A 16,635-nucleotide genomic window follows, 5' to 3' on the forward strand; every position below is an offset into this window, starting at 1 on the left:
CCAAGGTTGTCTCCGTCTTGGTAGAAAGCCCACAATGCGGGGAAAGGGACCCCCACTAGGACCCCAAAGGGAACAAAACCGCCGGGGAGGGAATCCCCCCCCCCCCCCCCCCCGGCTCTCGTCGTCTGTCCTCGACGTCCTCGACGTCCTCGACGTCCTCGACGTCCTCGACGGGTCCTGCGGCTCAGAACCCGCCGGTCTGCTCGTCCCGGCGGCGCTGCCAGCGCTGCTCCACCCGGTCCATCATCCCGGCCTTGCGGCCCGGGGCCGCGGCCTGCCGGGGGCCGGAGCCCTGGCCCGCGGGCGCCCGGCGCCAGCCGGTCACCGCGAACACCGCGCACCCGAGCATCACCAGGAAACCGACGACGCTGACCCAGATCTGGTCCGGAACGACCATGCCGCCCATCAGCAGGCCGATCCCCACCACGAAGCCGGCGACGGCCAGGTAGACCCGCCGACGGGTAAAGGTGCGCAGCCCGGTTCCCTCAAGCGCTGACGCGAATTTGGGATCTTCGGCATACAGCGCTCGCTCCATCTGGTCGAGCAGTCGCTGCTCGTGCTCCGAGAGCGGCACGGAGTCCTCCTACTCGTCGGTCGCGGGTGCGACCGGTCCGCCTCCCCGGTCGGGGAGGCCAGTCCAATCAGCCTTGGGCACACGGTCGGACGCCCGTGCGGGGGACCCGGCCCGTGTCGTCCATATGCCCCACGCATCCGGCTGTCATGCTTACCGGCTTTACCCAGATCATACGGTCCGTGGGCCCGTTACGGGGTGGTCTGCGCCGCGTGGGACGGGCCACTTCGACCGGGCGGGGCCGCACCCGGGTCAACGCCGGACGGCTCGGACAAGTGCCCGACCGGATGGAATCGGCCCGGAGCTGGGGAGGACCCGGAGCACACCCGGGCGAGGGGCGGGCGTCCGGGGATCGTCCGGGGGTCGTCCGGGAGTCGTCCGAGGGTCGTCCGGGGGGCGAACCGCCGCCGGACGGTGCGCGGACCGGACGGCGGCGGACGGGTGCCGCAGGGGCTCCGGGCGGGGTCAGGCCAGGGTGGCCAGCAGGTGCAGCTGGGTGGCCACGGCGTGGAAGGCGGGCTGCGCGGCGACGGCCTCCTCCAGCTTGAGCAGCGCCTCCATGGCGCCCGGCTCGGTGTCCACCAGCACCCCGGGCACCAGGTCCGCGAAGACCCGGACGCCGTGCACCGACTCCACCCGCAGGCCCGCGCCCTCGGCCAGTCGGCCCAGCTCCTCGCCGGTGAAGCGGCGCGGCATCGGGTCCTGCTCGCCCCAGCGCCCGTCCTCGGCGGAGAGCACCGTACGGGCCTCGTTGAAGTGGCCGGCCAGCGCGCGGGCCAGCACGGCGCCGTTGCGGTTGGCGGCCAGCAGGCTGACCAGGCCCCCCTTGCGCAGGGTGGCGGCCAGGCTGCCGAGCGACTCGGCCGGGTCGTCCACGACCTCCAGCACGCCGTGGCAGAGCACCGCGTCCACGGTGCCGGGGGCGACCAGCTCGGGCAGCGTCTGGGTGTCGCCCTGGACGGCCCGGACCAGGTCCGTCACCCCGGCCTCGGCGGCCCGGCGCTCCAGCGCGAACAGCGCGTCCGGGCTCGGGTCGACCACGGTGACCCGGTGGCCGAGCTTGGCCACCGGCACGGCGAAGTTTCCGGTGCCGCCGCCGGTGTCGACCACGTCGAGCACCGGCTGGTCCAGCTCGGCCGCCCGCTTCTCCAGGGCTGCCCGCACCACCTCCCAGACCACGGCGGTACGCAGGGCACTGCGGGGACGCGTCGGGTACACGGTCGGGCTCCTTGGCACGTGCAGATCGATCAGGATGCCTCCACCTTAAGCCTGCCGCGCGGCCGCTCCGCCCCCGCCGGGCAGCTCGTCCCCGTCGAGCGGCAGCCGGGGTGCGGGCGGGGCCGGGCGCAGGCCGAGGAGCCGCTCGACCAGGCGCAGGAACAGCGCGGAGTTGCGGATCAGGTCGTCGGCGTCGCGGGCGGAGGCGGCGCCCCGGATGCCGGCCTCGGCGGCGGCCCGGCGGCGGGCGCCGGCACCGTAGTAGAGCGCCCACTCGGCCAGTTCGGGGGCGACCTCGGGCAGCACCTCCCAGGCGCTGCGGATGGCTTTTCGCCTGCGCGGGTTCTTCTCCGGCCGGCCGCGGACCGCCAGCACGGCCGCCACCGTGCGCAGCGCGGCCAGGTGCGCGGTGGCGTAGCGCTCCAGCGGGTCCTCCAGCGCGCGGGCGCGGACCAGCGTGCGGTGGGCGTCGGCGAGCAGGTCGAGGGCGGCCGGCGGCGCGGCGGCCCGGCGCAGTACGGGGTGGACGTCCCCGGCGGAACGGCCGCCGGCGCGGCCCGGGGTGGTCGGGGTGTCCGGGGCGGGCGGCAGGGCGGCGGAGTGGAGGCGGGCGGTGACGGGCTCAGGATGGCTGATGGTCATGGTCTCCCCCGTTCCGAGGCAGCGCGCGGACCGGGTGGTCCGTGCTCCTCCATCGTGACCGGCACCACTGACAACCGGCCCCGGGAACGGACGCAGCGGCGGCGGGCGCGGTCCCCCCGGTCCGCACCCGCCGCCGTCTGCCGTCGCCCCGCCCACCCCCCACCGGGCGGCGGTGCGATCTCCCCCGTTCCCCCGTTCCCCCCGTTTCCCCCGTTCGGTCACCGGTCTCCCCCCGGCCCGCTCCGCCGCCCCGTGCCGGCGGTGCGGGGTCCGTGACCGGCACCCGACGCGGACCCGGCACCACCCCCCGGGCCTTCCCGGCCAGGGGGACGGACGGATCCGCCACCCGGGCGGCCGGCGCCCGACGCGCCGTCCTCCCGGGTGCCACCACTCTCCCGTCCCAGCAGGTCGGAGGCCATCCGCTGACGTACTCAACCGCGGAACTGAGTACCCGTACTCAGTCGGCCGCGGCACCCCCGGAGCGGAACCGCGGCGGCGGCCCGGGGCGTCCCGGCTCCGGGTACGGTACGGCGGGGCCGAGGCGGCCCGGACGGGGTCGCGAGGCCCGCGAGAACGAGGAGGGGGACGCGATGACGGTCCTGCCGCTGATCTTCACCAGCGGTCTGGCCAGCGGCATCAACGCGTACGCGGTGGTGCTGCTGCTCGGCCTGCTGGGCCGGTTCGCCGGCGCGGAGTCGGTGCCGCACGCGCTGGAGCGCACCGACGTGCTGGTCGCGGCGGCCGTGCTGTTCCTGCTGGAGGCGGTGGCCGACAAGATCCCGTACGTGGACACCGTCTGGGACGCCGTGCACACCGTGATCCGGCCGATCGCCGGCGCCGTCGTCGGCGTGCTGATCGCGAGCGCCGACCCGGGTTCGCTCAGCGAGGTCGCGGCCGGGGCGATGGGCGGCACCACCGCGCTGGTCACCCACCTGGTGAAGGCCTCGCTGCGGATGGCCGTGAACACCACGCCGGAACCGTTCAGCAACATCGCGATCAGCCTGACCGAGGACCTCTCGGTGGCCGGTCTGGTCACCCTGGCGATCTTCCACCCCTGGCCGGCCGCCTCGATCGCCGCCGTCCTGCTGCTGGTCGGTCTGCTGCTGGTCTGGCTGGCGGTCAGCAGGATCCGCGCCTTCCGGGCCCGCCGCCGCGAGCGCAAGGCCGCCAGGGCCCTGGCCGGAACGTACCCGGGCGGGTCCTAGGGCGGGTCTGACAATTCGCGTCGGATCAGCGTGCGGCGTTGGGGTGCGTGCATCGCAAGGCGGAGGAGGGAGTCCATGCGGAGCATCGGCGACTGACGACAACGCGGCGAGGTGCGTGCCCCGGCGTCGCGCGCCCGGCGGGAATTGTCAGACACGCCCTAGGATCGGGTCCCATGGCACGGATCGTCATCATCGGCGCAGGAATGAGCGGGCTCGCGGCGGCCTCCAGGCTGGCGACCGTCGGTCACCGGGTGACGGTCTGCGAGGCGGGCGGCGGCTACGGCGGCATGGTCGGCCGGTACGAGCGCGACGGCTTCGCCTTCGACACCGGGCCCGGCCTGCTGTCGCTGCCGGCCGTCTACCGCGACCTCGCGCTCAAGACCGGCAAGGAGCCGCTGGAGCAGCTGGTCGAGCTGGCGCCGGTGGACCCGGAGAGCCGGCACCTGTTCCCCGACGGCACCGCCGTCACCCTGCCCAACGCCTCCCGCGGCGGCGTCAGCCAGGCCCTGGACACCGCCTTCGGCGCGGGCTCCGGCGCCCGCTGGAGCGCGGTGATGAACCACGGCCGGACGGTCTGGGAGGCGACCCGCCGCCCGCTGCTGGAGGAGCCGCTCCCGGCCGACCACGCCTTCCTGGGCACCGACCCGTACCCCGTCCCGGCGCCCACCGGCCTGGCCCGGCTGCGCCGCCCCCGGCCGTGGACCCTCCGGGACGTGGCCGCCCGTGAGCTCGGCGGCCACCCCGGGCTGACCGCCCTGCTCACCGAGGCCGCCGTCCGGTACGGCTTCGCCCCCGGCGACGCCCCGGCCGGGGCCACCGTGCTGCCGTACATGGAGCAGTCCTTCGGCGTCTGGTACGTCCGGGGCGGCCTGCGGGCCCTGGCCGACGCCGTGTTCCGGCGCTGCGAGCTGCGCAAGGTCGACTTCCGCTTCGACACCCCGGTCACCCGGGTGGTCGTCGAGGACGGCCGGGCGTGCGGGGTGGAGACGGCGGACGGGCGGATCGACGCCGAGCTGGTGGTCTCCGCGATGGACGCGGGCGCGCTGCACCGCGACGGCCTCGCCGAGTGGCCCGGCCGGCCGGCCGGGCAGTGGGAGCCGCGCGGGGTGCCCGGCCGGTTCGGCGTGCTGCTGGCCCTGCGCGGGGCGCGCCCGGAGGGCGCCGCGCACCGGACGGTGGTGCACGCGGCCGACCCGGCGGCGGAGCAGGCCGCGCTGACCGGCGCCGGCCCGCTGTGCGACCGCCCTACCGTGCAGGTGCTGCGCCCGGACGACCCGGCGCTGCGCCCCGACGACGCCCACGAGTCCGTGGTGCTGACCGCGACCGTCCCGGCCCTGGACGGCTTCGACTGGACCGCCCCCGGGGTCGCCGACCGCTACGCCGACCAGCTGCTCGCCCACGTCGACGCGGCCGGTCTCGGCCTGCGCGAACGGGTCCTGTGGCGGGTTGTGCGCACGCCCGAGGACACCCAACGGGAGACCGGTGCCCCCGCCGGGGCCGTCGCCCGGCCCGCCCTGGCCGGTGCCGCGGGCCGGTGGCTGCGCACCGCCAACGAGTCGCCCGTCCCCGGCCTGCTGCTGGTCGGCGGCAACGCCCACCCGGGCGGCGGCCTGTCCCGGGCCGGCATGTCGGCCTGCATCGCCGCCGGGCTGATCGGCCCGGCCTGACACCGGCCCGGGCCGGTCAGCCCTGGTGCCAGGTGTTCTGCTGCTGGTAGCCGTAGTTCTGGTCGTAGGCCGGCTGCTGCGGGATGCCCTGGCCCTGCTGGTCGGGCTGGGGCTGCCACTGCTGCTGTTCGTGCGGCTGGTGCTGCTCGTGCGGCTGGTGCTGCTGCTGGGCGTTCGGGTCCCAGGCCGGCTGGTGCTGCTGCTGGTAGCCCGCGTACGGGTCCTGGGCCTGCTGGTAGCCGCCGTACGGGTCCTGCTGCTGTTGCGGGTAGCCGCCGTAGGACTGCTGGTCGTAGGCGTAGGCGGGCCGCTGCTGGGGCTGCCACTGCTGCTGCTCGTAGCCGGGCTGGTAGGCCGGGGCGTACGGGTCCTGCGGCTGCTGCTGGGCCTGCGGCTGCTCGTAGTACGAGGGGGCGTAGACGCCGTCCTGGGCCAGTTCCCGCATCTCGAAGGCGGCGGTCTGCTCGACCTCCGGGACGTCCTCGGCGACCGGTGCGGTGTCCGGGACCGGGGCCGGGGTCTCCTCGACCGCGCTGACCTCGCCGACCCGCTTCTCCTCGGCCGCCGCGGCCGCGACCGCCGCGCCGCCGGTCAGGGCGCCCAGCAGGGGCACCTTGGCGAGTGGACCGGGCAGGCTGCCGTCGGCCTTCCGCAGGGACCAGCCGGCCTGGTAGCCCTTCTTGACCGAGAGGGTGACGAAGGTCTGGCCGACCGCGAACAGGCCCGCTCCGGCGCCGATCACCAGGACCGAGTCGAGGCCCATGCCGACGGCCACCCCGAGGAAGCCGACCAGGGCGAGCACCCGCCAGTGCACCGGCGCCCGGTTCTGCAGCAGCACCTCGGCGACCAGCCAGAGCGCCACCACCGCCAACGCGACGTACAGCAGCAGGTATCCGATGCCCATCCGCGCGCTACCTCCAGTCGCGTGCCCGCGCGAGCCGCGCGTGTGCGGCGACTGTACCGGTTCAACGGCCGGGGTACCGCATCGCGTTCCCGCCGTCGGCGGTACCGGCCGCACACGACCGGGCCCGCCACCGGACAGCGGTGACGGGCCCGTGAACAGCGGTGATCAGCGCTGGTGCAGCCCCAGGTTCTGGTAGATCTCCAGCGTCGCCGTCGAGTGGTTGAGCGTGATGAAGTGCAGGCCGGGCGCACCCTCGGCGAGCAGCCGCTCGGCCATCGTGGTGGCGTGCTCGATGCCGATCGCGCGCAGCGCCGCCGGGTCGTCGATGACGGCCCGCAGCCGGGCCTCCAGCTCCTCCGGGAAGGCCGAGCCGCTGAGCTGCGGGAAGCGCTCCAGCTGCTTGGCGTTGGTCACCGGCATGATCTCCGGGATGATCGGCGTCGCGCAGCCCGCGGCGGCGACCCGGTCGCGGTAGCGCAGGTAGTCGTCGACCTCGAAGAACATCTGGGTGATCGCGTAGTCCGCGCCGGAGCGGACCTTGGCGACGAAGTGCCGGATGTCCTCGTCCCAGTCGGCCGAGCGCGGGTGCATGTTCGGCGAGGCCGCGACGCCGACGCAGAAGTCGCCGATGCCCTTGATCAGCTCCACCAGCTCGTAGGCGTAGGTGACGCCGTCCGGGTGACGGACCCACTCGCCCATCGGATCGCCGGGCGGGTCGCCCCGGACCGCGAGGACGTTCCGCACCCCCTGGTCGGCGTACTGGCCGATGATGTTGCGCAGTTCGGCGACCGAGTGGTCCACCGCGGTCAGGTGGGCGACCGGGGTGAGTGTGGTCTCGGTGGCGATCCGGCCGACCATGTTGACGGTGCGTTCGCGCGAGGAGCCCCCGGCGCCGTACGTCATGCAGACGAAGTTCGGGTCCAGCGGTTCGAGCCGACGGATGGCGTCCCAGAGCTTCTGCTCGCCGACCTCCGTACGCGGCGGCATGAACTCGAAGGAGAAGGAGCGCTTTCCGGCCGCCAGGAGCTCGCGGACCGTCTGTGCGCGGTCCGGTCTCGTGGAAGCGATGCCGAGTGCCATGCTGGCAGGTTATCCGGCCCCCGAAGGGGCCGGACAACTCGATTCCACGATTCGGGACAAGTAGTGGACGTGCCTCCGCTTCCGCACCGGACGCCCCGCACGCCCCCGGCCGCCCCGCTCGCACATCCGTTCCCGGCCGCCCCGCTACGCTTGCTGCACCCCAGCGAACCAGCGGAGCATCATCGTGACCTCGTCCAGCACCCGGCCGGCCAACCCCATGGACGTGGAGGACGTCCGCACCCGCGTCAACGCGGCCCTCGCCGCGTTCATGGACGGCCAGTCGGCGCTGCTCGGCACGATCTCGCCGCAGCTGGTGCCCGCCGCCGACGCCCTGCGCGACTTCCTGCTGGACGGCGGCAAGCGGCTGCGCCCGGGCTTCTGCTACTGGGGCTGGCGCGCCGCGGGCGGCCCCGCCGACGGCGAGGGGATCGCCAACGCGGCCGCCGCGCTGGAGCTGCTCCAGGCCAGCGCCCTGGTGCACGACGACCTGATGGACCGCAGCGACACCCGCCGCGGCCTGCCCTCGGTGCACCGCCGCTTCGAGGCGCTGCACCGGGACAGCGGCTGGCGCGGGGACCGCGAGCAGTACGGCGCCTCGGCCGCGGTGCTGCTCGGCGACCTGCTGCTGATCTGGTGCGACGAGCTGTTCCTGCGCTCCGGCCTGGACCCGGCCGCCGTGCTGGCCGCCAAGCCGCGGTTCGACCTGATGCGCACCGAGGTCATGCTCGGCCAGTACCTGGACGTGCTGGAGCCGGTGGCCGGCGACTCCGCCGACGAGGGCGCGCCGGAGCGGGCGCGGACCGTGCTGCACTACAAGTCGGCGAAGTACACCATCGAGCGGCCGCTCCAGGTCGGCGCCCTGCTGGCCGGGGCCGGGCCGGAGCTGGTCGAGGCGCTCGGCGCGTTCGGGCTGCCGCTGGGCGAGGCCTTCCAGCTGCGGGACGACCTGCTCGGCGTCTTCGGCGACCCGGCCGTCACCGGCAAGCCCGCCGGGGACGACCTGCGCGAGGGCAAGCGCACCCTGCTGGTCGCGCATGCGATGCGGGGCCTGCCGCAGGCCGACGCCCGGCACCTGGACGCCCGGCTCGGCGCGCCGGACCTGGCCCCCGAGGAGGTCGCCGGGCTGCGCGAGTTGGTCGCCCGCAGCGGGGCGCCGGAGCTGGTGGAGGCCCGGATCGACGAGCTGATGCGGGAGTCGCTGGCCGCGCTGGCGGCGGCGCCGCTCGCCGACGAGCGGGCCCGCACGGTGCTGCTGGCGCTGGCCGAGGCCGCCACCGTCCGCAAGTACTGAGGGACGGCGACGGCCCCGGGGGCCGTCAGCCCGCCGCGCGCACCCGGCGGGCGAGTTCGGCGGCGGCGGCCCGCGGGTCCTCGGCCGCCGTGACGGCCCGGACCACGACGATCCGGCGGGCGCCGGCGGCCAGCACCTCGTCCAGGTTGCCGAGGTCGATCCCGCCGATCGCGAACCACGGCCGGTCGGTGGCCTGCTTCGCCGCGTACGAGACCAGGCCGAGGCCCGGCGCGTGCCGGCCCGGCTTGGTCGGGGTCGGCCAGACCGGGCCGGTGCAGAAGTAGTCCACGCCGGGCTCGGCGACCGCCGCGTCCACCTCGGACTCGGCGTGGCAGGAGCGGCCGATCAGCACGTCCTCGCCGAGGATCGCCCGGGCGGCCGGCACCGGCAGGTCGTCCTGGCCGAGGTGCAGCACGTCCGGCCGGGCCGCGTGGGCGACGTCGGCGCGGTCGTTGACGGCCAGCAGCTTGCCGTGGCGGCGGCAGGCGTCGGCGAAGACCTCCAGCGCCGCCAGCTCCTGCTTGGCCTCCAGGCCCTTGTCGCGGAGCTGGACGACGTCCACCCCGCCGGCCAGTGCCGCGTCCAGGAACTCGGCCAGGTCGCCCTGCTCGCGCCGGGCGTCGGTGCACAGGTAGAGCCGGGCGTCGGCCAGGCGGGCGCGCAGCGTGTCCGCCGCCATCAGATCAGCATCGCCTGGGCGCGGCGCTTGACCTCGGTGCCGCGGTTCTCCCGGAGCGCCTGGATCGGGCTGCCGGGCAGCGACGGGTCCTCGGTGAAGAGCCACTCCAGGATCTCCACGTCGTTGTACCCGCAGTCCCGCAGCACGGTCAGGGTGCCGGACAGGTGCTTGACCAGCCCCTGGCCGTCGATGAACGCCGCCGGGACCTGCAGCGACTTGTTCGGGCCGCGCCGGACGGCGATCAGGCCGCCGTTCTTGAGCAGGTCACGCACTTCGGTGACCCGGACCCCCCACTGCTCCGAGATGTCGGGCAGGTACATCCACTCGGTGACCAGGGCTTCAATCTTGCTTTCGATCTCACTCACGCCACCAGACTGCCACCTCCGCGGCCCACCGCGCACCAAGCGCTACCCCGCGACGGCTCCCTTGAGCGCCACCGCGGGGTCCGCGGCGAGCGCCCGGTCGAGCACCGCGCCGCGTTCGATCAGCTTCCGGCCCTGGGTGAGGTCGCGCGGCCGGTCCACGGCCAGCAGCGCGCTCGGCACCCCGTCGCGCAGCCAGAGCACCGACCAGGCGGCCTCCTGCGGGCTGCCGCGCCACAGCAGTTCGTCGCCCTCGGCGTGCCGGCCGGCGTACTGGACCATCCGCCCGAACTGCTCGGACCAGAAGTACGGCACCGGGTCGTACGGTGCGTCCGCCCCGAGCACGGCGGCGGCCGCGGCGGAGCCGGACTGCAGCGCGTGGTCCCAGTGCTGGACGGCCAGCCGGTCGCCGGAGCGGGCCGACGGGTAGCTGACGCAGTCCCCGGCCGCGAACACCCCGGGCAGGCCGGTCCGCAGCCGCCCGTCCACCACGACCGCTCCGGAGGCGTCCAGCTCGACGCCCGAGCCGGCCAGCCAGCCGGTCGCGGGCCGGGCGCCGATGCCGACCACCACCTCGTCGGCCGGCAGGTGGGAGCCGTCGGCCAGCAGCACCGCCCCCGGCTCGACGGCGGCCACCCCGACCCCGCAGCGCAGGTCGACCCCGGCCTCGGCGTACCAGGCGGCCATCGCCGAGCCGACCGCGGTCGGCAGCGCGCCCGGCACCGGCGCCGGACCGGCCTCGACCACGGTGACCTCGCAGCCGGCCTGCCGCGCGGCGGTGGACACCTCGGCGCCGATCCAACCCGCGCCGACCAGCACCAGCCGCAGCCCGGGGCGCAGCAGCGCGCGCAGCGCCAGGGCGTCGTCCAGGGTGTGCAGCAGGTGGGCGCGCTCGGCCCCGGGCAGGGCGCGCGGGGTGGCGCCGGTGGCGATCACCAGCGCGTCGTACGGGAGGTCGCCGCCGTCGGTGCGCAGCACGCCCGGGGCGAGCCCGGTGGCCCGGCGGCCGGTGAGCAGCTCGATGCCGAGCCGCCCGTAGTCGATGTCCAGGGTGGTGGCGTCGGCCTTGCCGAGCAGTACGTCCTTGGAGAGCGGCGGCCGGTCGTACGGCGCGTGCCGCTCCTCGCCGACCAGGACGATCCGCCCCGGCCAGCCGCCCTGCCGCAGCTGCAGGGCGCACTGCGCCCCGGCCAGCCCGGCTCCGACGACGACGACCACCCGATCCGTTCCGCTCAGCTCTGCCACGCCCGTCACTGTACCCAGCAGCGCTGAACCGGCTCTGAGCCGCTCGCTCCCGGACCGGTCGCCCGCCCGGCGGCCGGGGCCGCCGCCCCCGTCCCACCCCTCACACGGCCCTTCGGCCGGGCCGACCCCCGGCGTTAAGGTGGACGCACCACACGGGAGCCCGGCGGACCGGGCTGAGAGGCGGGCTGGCACGGCCTGCGACCGTCCGAACCTGATCCGGGTCATACCGGCGAAGGGAGAAGAGCAGCTTTGTCACGCATGCCATCAGGCAGCCGCGCCGACGTGCTGGTGATCGGCGGGGGCGTCATCGGCCTCGCGGTCGCCTGGCGCGCCGCGCAGCGCGGGCTGCGGAACGTGATCGTGGTCGACCCCGGCCACGGCCGGGGGGCGGCCGGGGTCGCCGCCGGGATGCTCGCCCCGGTCACCGAGCTGCAGTACGGCGAGGAGCCGCTGCTGCACCTGGGGACGGCCTCCAACCGGCGGTACGGGTCCTTCGCCGCCGAGCTCACCGAGGCCAGCGGCGGCCTGGACACTGGCTACCGCCGGTGCGGCACCATCGCCGTCGCACTGGACTCCGACGACCGCGCGGAACTGCGCGAACTGCACGCCTTCCACCAGCGGCTGGGCCTGGATTCCAGCTGGCTGACCGGCCGGGAGGCCCGTCGGCTGGAGCCGATGCTCGCCCCCGGCGTGCGCGGCGGCCTGCACGTCGCGGACGACCACCAGGTGGATCCGCGCCGGCTGCTGACCGCCCTGGTCGCCGCGTGCGAGCGGGCCGGCGTCCGGCTGCACCGGGCCGAGGCCGTCGAGCTGCTGGTGGACGGCGGCCGCGCGGCCGGCGCCCGGCTGGGCGACGGGGAGTCCCTGGCCGCCGAGCAGGTGGTGCTCGCCGCCGGCCCGCACAGCCACCGGCTGCCCGGGCTGCCCGAGGGGGTGCTGCCCGCGGTGCGCCCGGTGAAGGGGCAGATCGTCCGGCTGCACGTCCCGGAGGCCTACCGGCCGTTCCTGTCCCGCAACGTCCGCGCGGTGGTGCGCGGGCAGCACCTGTACCTCGTGCCCCGGGAGAACGGCGAGCTGGTGATCGGCGCGACCACCGAGGAGCAGGGCTACGACACCACCGTCACCGCCGGCGGGGTGTACGAACTCCTGCGCGACGCGCACGAGTTGGTACCGGGCATCACCGAACTCCCGCTGCGCGAGACCTCCGCCGGGCTGCGCCCCGGCTCGCCGGACAACGCCCCGCTGCTGGGCCCGACCGCACTGCCCGGCCTGGTCGCCGCCACCGGCCACTACCGCAACGGCGTCCTGCTCACCCCGGTCACCGCCGACCTGCTCGCCGACTACCTGGCGACCGGCGAAGTCCCCGACCTGGCACGGCCGTTCACGCCGACCCGGTTCTCCCCCGAAACCCCCGTCGCGAAGGCCTGCGCATGACCGAGACCGCCCCGAACGAGACCGCCCCGAACGAGATCGCCCTGACCGTCAACGGCGAGCCCCGCCGGCTGCCCGCCGCCACCACCCTCGCCGACCTGGTGGCCACCGTCAGCGCCGCCAACTCCGGTGTCGCCGCCGCCCTCAACGAGGCCGTGGTGCCGCGCAGTTCGTGGCCCGGGACGACGCTGGACAGCGGCGACCGGATCGAGATCCTGACCGCCGTCCAGGGAGGCTGAACCATGGCCGACGACCTGCTGACCATCGCCGGGACGACCTTCTCCTCCCGGCTCATCATGGGCACCGGCGGCGCGCCGAGCCTGGAGGTCCTGGAGCGCGCCCTGCTCGTCTCCGGCACCGAGCTGACCACCGTGGCCATGCGCCGGGTGAATGCGAGCACCCAGGGCTCCGTCCTGGACGTGCTGACCCGCAACGGCATCCGGGTGCTGCCCAACACGGCCGGCTGCTTCACCGCCGGCGAGGCGGTGCTGACCGCCCGGCTGGCCCGCGAGGCGCTCGGCACCGACTGGGTGAAGCTGGAGGTGATCGCCGACGAGCGCACCCTGCTGCCGGACCCGATCGAGACCCTGGAGGCCGCCGAGACGCTGGTCGACGACGGCTTCACGGTGCTCCCGTACACCAACGACGACCCGGTGCTGGCCCGCAAGTTGGAGGACGTCGGCTGCGCGGCGATCATGCCGCTGGGCTCGCCGATCGGCTCCGGCCTGGGCATCCGCAACCCGCACAACTTCCAGCTGATCGTGGAGAGCGCGGGCGTCCCGGTGATCCTGGACGCGGGCGCCGGCACCGCCTCCGACGTCGCGCTGGCGATGGAGCTGGGCTGCGCCGCGGTGATGCTCGCCTCCGCGGTGACCCGGGCCCAGGACCCGGTGCTGATGGCCGAGGCGATGCGGCACGCCGCCGAGGCGGGCCGGCTCGCCCACCGGGCCGGGCGCATCCCGCGCCGCTTCCACGCCGAGGCCTCCTCGGCGATGGCCGGCCGGGCCGACCTGGACACCCGCGAGCGGCCGGCGTTCTGAACCCGTCGCGGATGTCACAAGCCGGTCCCGGAGGCGGTGTCCGCCGGGACCGGCCCGCGCCCGCCCCACTAGACTCCCCCGGGTGGACATGGCACTGCACGACCCCCTGATCGGTACCGTGCTCGACAACCGGTACCGGGTCGAGCAGCGCATCGCCACCGGCGGGATGTCCACCGTGTACCGGGGCACCGACACCCGGCTGGACCGGGTGGTCGCCCTCAAGGTGATGCACCCCCAGCTCGCCGGGGACGAGGGCTTCACCGCCCGCTTCATCCGCGAGGCCAAGGCGGTCGCCAAGCTCACCCACCCCAACGTGGTCAACGTCTTCGACCAGGGCGCGGACGGCGGAAACGTTTTCCTCGCCATGGAGTACGTGCCCGGCCGCACCCTGCGCGACCTGCTGCGCGACCGCGGCGCGCTGTCCGTCCGGGCCGCGCTGGACGTGCTGGAACCGGTGCTCGCCGCGCTCGGCGCCGCCCACCGGGCCGGGCTGGTCCACCGGGACGTCAAGCCGGAGAACGTGCTGATCACCGAGAGCGGCCTGGTCAAGGTCGCCGACTTCGGCCTGGTCCGGGTGCTCGGCAGCGCCGACGGCGCGCCCACCTCGACCAGCACCGCCACCGGCGGCACCGTCATGGGCACGGTCTCCTACCTCGCCCCCGAGCAGATCCTCCCGGACGCCCCCACCGACCAGCGGGTCGACGTCTACGCGGCCGGCATCCTGCTGTACGAGATGCTCACCGGCCGCCGCCCGCACACCGGCGACAACCCCGTCCAGGTCATGTACAAGCACCTGCACGAGGACGTCCCGGCCCCCTCGCTGACCGCCCCCGCCGTCGCCCCGGCGCTGGACGCCATAGTGGCCGGTGCCTGCGCCCGGGCCGCCGACGCCCGCCCGTACGACGCGGTGGAGCTGCTCGCCGCCCTCCAGCGGGTCCGCCGCACGCTCACCCCGGAGGAGCTGGACGCCGAGCCGCCGGCCTCCACCCGACCCAGCCCGCGCTACCCGACCAGCGAGCCGACCTCGGTGATCCAGCCGCTCCCCGGGCCCGCCGACGCCCCGCCGGCGGAGCGCACCAGCGTGCTGGACGTGCCGGCCGAGCTGATGGACCAGCTGCTGGTCGAGCCCCGCCCGTACGACGAGCCGACCCCGGTCCGGGCCCGCCGGCCCGGCCGCTCGCGCCGTCTCCCGCGCAAGCCGCTGCTCTGGGCGGCCGCGCTGACCGCCCTGGTGCTGGCGGTGGGCGGGGTCACCTACGGGATCTCGGAGGGGCTGTACGGCTCGGTGCCGGGCGTGCTCGGCAAGGACCGGTCGCAGGCGCAGCGGATCCTCGACGGCGAGGGCATGCACGGCCGCTTCGTCGAGGTGTTCAGCGAGTCCGTCCCGGCCGGGCAGGTGATCTCCACCGATCCCGGGGTGGGCGCGCGCACCCGCAAGAGCGACCCGGTGACGGTCACCCTCTCCAAGGGCCCCAAGCGGATCGCCGTCCCGGACGTCACCGGCAGGAGCGCGGACGACGCGGCCGCCGCCCTGGCCGGCGCCCAGCTGACCAGGGGCGGGGTGACCCAGACCTACAACGACACCGTGCCGGAGGGCTCGGTGATCAGCAGCACGCCGGCGGCCGGGCAGCAGCTGCCGGAGAACGCCGCGGTCTCGCTGGTGGTCAGCAAGGGCATGGTGCCGGTCCCGGACGTCGGCGGGATGAGCCGGGACGACGCCCAGCGGGCGCTGCAGGCGGCGGGCTTCACCATGAAGGCCGGCACGGACTGGACGCTCGGCATGGGCAAGGTCGGCAGCCAGTCCCCGGCGGCCGGCGAGCGGCGCCCGCAGAAGTCCGTGGTGACGGTCAACTTCTCGCTGTTCTGACGGGGTTCACCGCTCAGGGGTTCACCGCTCAGGGGCGCACCGCTCAGCGGAGCGGCCCGTCGCCCGGCTCCTCCTGGTAGGAGTAGCGCTGCTCGCGCCACGGGTCGGCCTGGTTGTGGTAGCCGCGCTCCTCCCAGAACCCGCGCCGGTCGGCCCGCATGTACTCGACCGCGCGCACCCACTTGGGGCCCTTCCAGGCGTACAGCCGCGGCACCACCAGGCGCACCGGGAAGCCGTGTTCGGCGGTCAGCGCCTCGCCGTTGCGGTGGGTGGCGAGCAGGGTGTGCGGGTCGGCGAAGTCGGCCAGCCGCAGGTTGGCGCTGTAGCCGTACTCGGCCCAGACCATGACGTGGGTGACGCCGGGCGCGGGGGGCACCAGGTCGAGCAGGAGCGCCGCGGGCACGCCCGTCCACTCGTTGCCGAGCATCGAGAACTTGGTGACGCAGTGCAGGTCGGCCACCACGGTGGTGCGCGGCAGGGCGGCGAAGGCCTCGAAGTCCCAGCTGTGCTTCTCCGCCGAGGCGGTGGCCCCGAACACCTGGAGGTCCCAGGTCAGCGGCTTGAAGCGGGGTACCGGTCCGTAGTGCAGGGCGGGCCAGCCGCGCTGCGCGCGCTGCCCCGGGGGGAGGGTCGGGTCAGACGGCGGAAGCGGTTCTCGTTCGGACTGACCCATGTCTCCATGGTGACAGACGGCGCCCAGGCCCCGGCGCGCGCCCCTTGGCCCGGGCGCACGCCCCGCCCGTACGGGCCAGTGGTCGATCGTGCGCCCCCACTTATCACCCAAATCGGATATTCCGACACATGTCCTAGTGAGTGTGAACTTACTGGAATTACCTCCCGATACGGTGCCAGGATGCGCAACGCAGGACTCACCGCAGGACGTAACGCAGGGAGGCAGCACCATGCAGGGCGACCCGGAGGTCATCGAGTTCCTCAATGAGCAACTCACGGCCGAGCTCACCGCGATCAACCAGTACTTCCTGCACGCCAAGATGCAGGAGAACTTCGGCTGGACGAAGCTCGCCAAGTACACCCGTCACGAGTCCTTCGACGAGATGAAGCACGCCGAGACGCTCACCGACCGGATCCTGTTCCTGGAAGGGCTGCCCAACTACCAGCGGCTGTTCCACGTCCGGATCGGCCAGACGGTCAAGGAGATGTTCGAGGCGGACCGCCAGGTCGAGGTCGAGGCGATCGACCGGCTCAAGCGCGGGATCGTCGTGATGCGGGCCAAGAACGACGTCACCTCGGCGAACATCTTCGAGTCCATCCTGGCCGACGAGGAGCACCACATCGACTACCTGGACACCCAGCTGGAGCTCCTGGAGAAGCTCGGCGAGGCGCTCTACCTCGCCCAGCTGATCGAGCAGCCGGAGTCCTGAGCCCGACGCCCCGGCAACCCGAAACCCCGGACCCGGGCGCCGCGGACTCGG

Annotated in this window: 17 protein-coding genes and 1 riboswitch; of the genes, 8 read left to right on the forward strand and 9 right to left on the reverse strand. The window is 74.7% G+C overall.

Going from position 1 to position 16,635, the window contains the following annotated elements; genetic code table 11:
• Nucleotides 1-184 precede the first annotated feature (184 nt).
• The 3 genes from ACZ58X_RS21660 to ACZ58X_RS21670 form a co-directional block, all read right to left on the reverse strand.
• Entirely contained in the window at nt 185-574 is a 390-nt protein-coding gene (locus tag ACZ58X_RS21660) for a DUF3040 domain-containing protein (RefSeq protein ID WP_470335236.1), read from the reverse strand.
• A 462-nt stretch (nt 575-1,036) separates the two neighbouring features.
• On the reverse strand, nt 1,037-1,789 hold the full coding sequence (locus ACZ58X_RS21665) for a methyltransferase domain-containing protein (protein ID WP_470335237.1): 753 nt from the start codon (nt 1,787-1,789) through the stop codon (nt 1,037-1,039).
• Nucleotides 1,790-1,834: 45 nt separating this feature from the next.
• The gene (locus ACZ58X_RS21670; RefSeq protein ID WP_470335238.1) at nt 1,835-2,431 is read right to left on the reverse strand and encodes an SAV_6107 family HEPN domain-containing protein; all 597 of its coding nucleotides are present in this window, start codon (nt 2,429-2,431) and stop codon (nt 1,835-1,837) included.
• A gap of 590 nt (nt 2,432-3,021) precedes the next feature.
• Here ACZ58X_RS21670 and ACZ58X_RS21675 point away from each other — a divergent pair.
• Both ACZ58X_RS21675 and ACZ58X_RS21680 read left to right on the forward strand, forming a co-directional pair.
• Nucleotides 3,022-3,636, forward strand: a complete 615-nt coding sequence (locus ACZ58X_RS21675) for a DUF4126 domain-containing protein (RefSeq protein WP_470335239.1) — start codon at nt 3,022-3,024, stop codon at nt 3,634-3,636.
• A gap of 173 nt (nt 3,637-3,809) precedes the next feature.
• The gene (locus ACZ58X_RS21680; RefSeq protein ID WP_470335240.1) at nt 3,810-5,303 is read left to right on the forward strand and encodes a phytoene desaturase family protein; all 1,494 of its coding nucleotides are present in this window, start codon (nt 3,810-3,812) and stop codon (nt 5,301-5,303) included.
• Between the two features lie 16 nt (nt 5,304-5,319).
• Here the strand turns inward: ACZ58X_RS21680 and ACZ58X_RS21685 are convergent, their stop codons facing one another.
• A complete protein-coding gene (locus ACZ58X_RS21685; RefSeq protein WP_470335241.1) occupies nt 5,320-6,207 on the reverse strand; it encodes a hypothetical protein in 888 nt (295 codons plus the stop codon).
• 165 nt (nt 6,208-6,372) lie between these two features.
• Entirely contained in the window at nt 6,373-7,287 is a 915-nt protein-coding gene (gene metF / locus ACZ58X_RS21690) for a methylenetetrahydrofolate reductase [NAD(P)H] (RefSeq protein WP_470335242.1), read from the reverse strand.
• Nucleotides 7,288-7,471: 184 nt separating this feature from the next.
• On the opposite strand from metF, the gene ACZ58X_RS21695 reads away from it, so the two are divergent.
• On the forward strand, nt 7,472-8,578 hold the full coding sequence (locus tag ACZ58X_RS21695; RefSeq protein WP_470335243.1) for a polyprenyl synthetase family protein: 1,107 nt from the start codon (nt 7,472-7,474) through the stop codon (nt 8,576-8,578).
• Between the two features lie 25 nt (nt 8,579-8,603).
• Here the strand turns inward: ACZ58X_RS21695 and thiE are convergent, their stop codons facing one another.
• The 3 genes from thiE to ACZ58X_RS21710 are packed head-to-tail and all read right to left on the reverse strand — an operon-like array spanning nt 8,604 to nt 10,864.
• Nucleotides 8,604-9,257: a thiamine phosphate synthase gene (gene thiE / locus ACZ58X_RS21700; RefSeq protein ID WP_470335244.1), complete on the reverse strand. Its 654-nt coding sequence runs from the start codon at nt 9,255-9,257 to the stop codon at nt 8,604-8,606.
• The gene (locus tag ACZ58X_RS21705) at nt 9,257-9,622 is read right to left on the reverse strand and encodes an Rv2175c family DNA-binding protein (RefSeq protein ID WP_470335245.1); all 366 of its coding nucleotides are present in this window, start codon (nt 9,620-9,622) and stop codon (nt 9,257-9,259) included. Before ACZ58X_RS21705 ends, thiE begins: the two co-directional genes overlap by 1 nt.
• A 42-nt stretch (nt 9,623-9,664) precedes the next feature.
• A complete protein-coding gene (locus tag ACZ58X_RS21710; protein ID WP_470335246.1) occupies nt 9,665-10,864 on the reverse strand; it encodes an NAD(P)/FAD-dependent oxidoreductase in 1,200 nt (399 codons plus the stop codon).
• Between the two features lie 142 nt (nt 10,865-11,006).
• A riboswitch (TPP riboswitch) is annotated at nt 11,007-11,119 on the forward strand.
• Between the two features lie 3 nt (nt 11,120-11,122).
• Here ACZ58X_RS21710 and thiO point away from each other — a divergent pair.
• The 4 genes from thiO (at nt 11,123) to pknB (ending at nt 15,202) form a co-directional block, all read left to right on the forward strand.
• A complete protein-coding gene (gene thiO, locus ACZ58X_RS21715) occupies nt 11,123-12,298 on the forward strand; it encodes a glycine oxidase ThiO (RefSeq protein WP_470335247.1) in 1,176 nt (391 codons plus the stop codon).
• Nucleotides 12,295-12,534, forward strand: a complete 240-nt coding sequence (thiS, locus tag ACZ58X_RS21720) for a sulfur carrier protein ThiS (RefSeq protein ID WP_470335248.1) — start codon at nt 12,295-12,297, stop codon at nt 12,532-12,534. Before thiO ends, thiS begins: the two co-directional genes overlap by 4 nt.
• A 3-nt stretch (nt 12,535-12,537) precedes the next feature.
• Complete coding sequence (locus ACZ58X_RS21725) at nt 12,538-13,335, forward strand: thiazole synthase (RefSeq protein WP_375893256.1); 798 nt, start codon at nt 12,538-12,540, stop codon at nt 13,333-13,335.
• An 82-nt stretch (nt 13,336-13,417) separates the two neighbouring features.
• On the forward strand, nt 13,418-15,202 hold the full coding sequence (gene pknB / locus ACZ58X_RS21730) for a Stk1 family PASTA domain-containing Ser/Thr kinase (RefSeq protein ID WP_470335249.1): 1,785 nt from the start codon (nt 13,418-13,420) through the stop codon (nt 15,200-15,202).
• A gap of 43 nt (nt 15,203-15,245) precedes the next feature.
• On the opposite strand, the gene ACZ58X_RS21735 is transcribed toward pknB, so the two are convergent.
• Nucleotides 15,246-15,875 carry a sulfite oxidase-like oxidoreductase gene (locus tag ACZ58X_RS21735; protein ID WP_470335250.1) on the reverse strand — a complete coding sequence of 210 codons (630 nt, stop codon included), beginning with the start codon at nt 15,873-15,875 and terminating at the stop codon, nt 15,246-15,248.
• Nucleotides 15,876-16,104: 229 nt separating this feature from the next.
• On the opposite strand from ACZ58X_RS21735, the gene bfr reads away from it, so the two are divergent.
• Complete coding sequence (gene bfr, locus ACZ58X_RS21740; protein WP_375893260.1) at nt 16,105-16,584, forward strand: bacterioferritin; 480 nt, start codon at nt 16,105-16,107, stop codon at nt 16,582-16,584.
• The last annotated feature ends 51 nt before the right edge of the window (nt 16,585-16,635 follow it).

The organism is Kitasatospora sp. NPDC040550 (assembly GCF_055594965.1).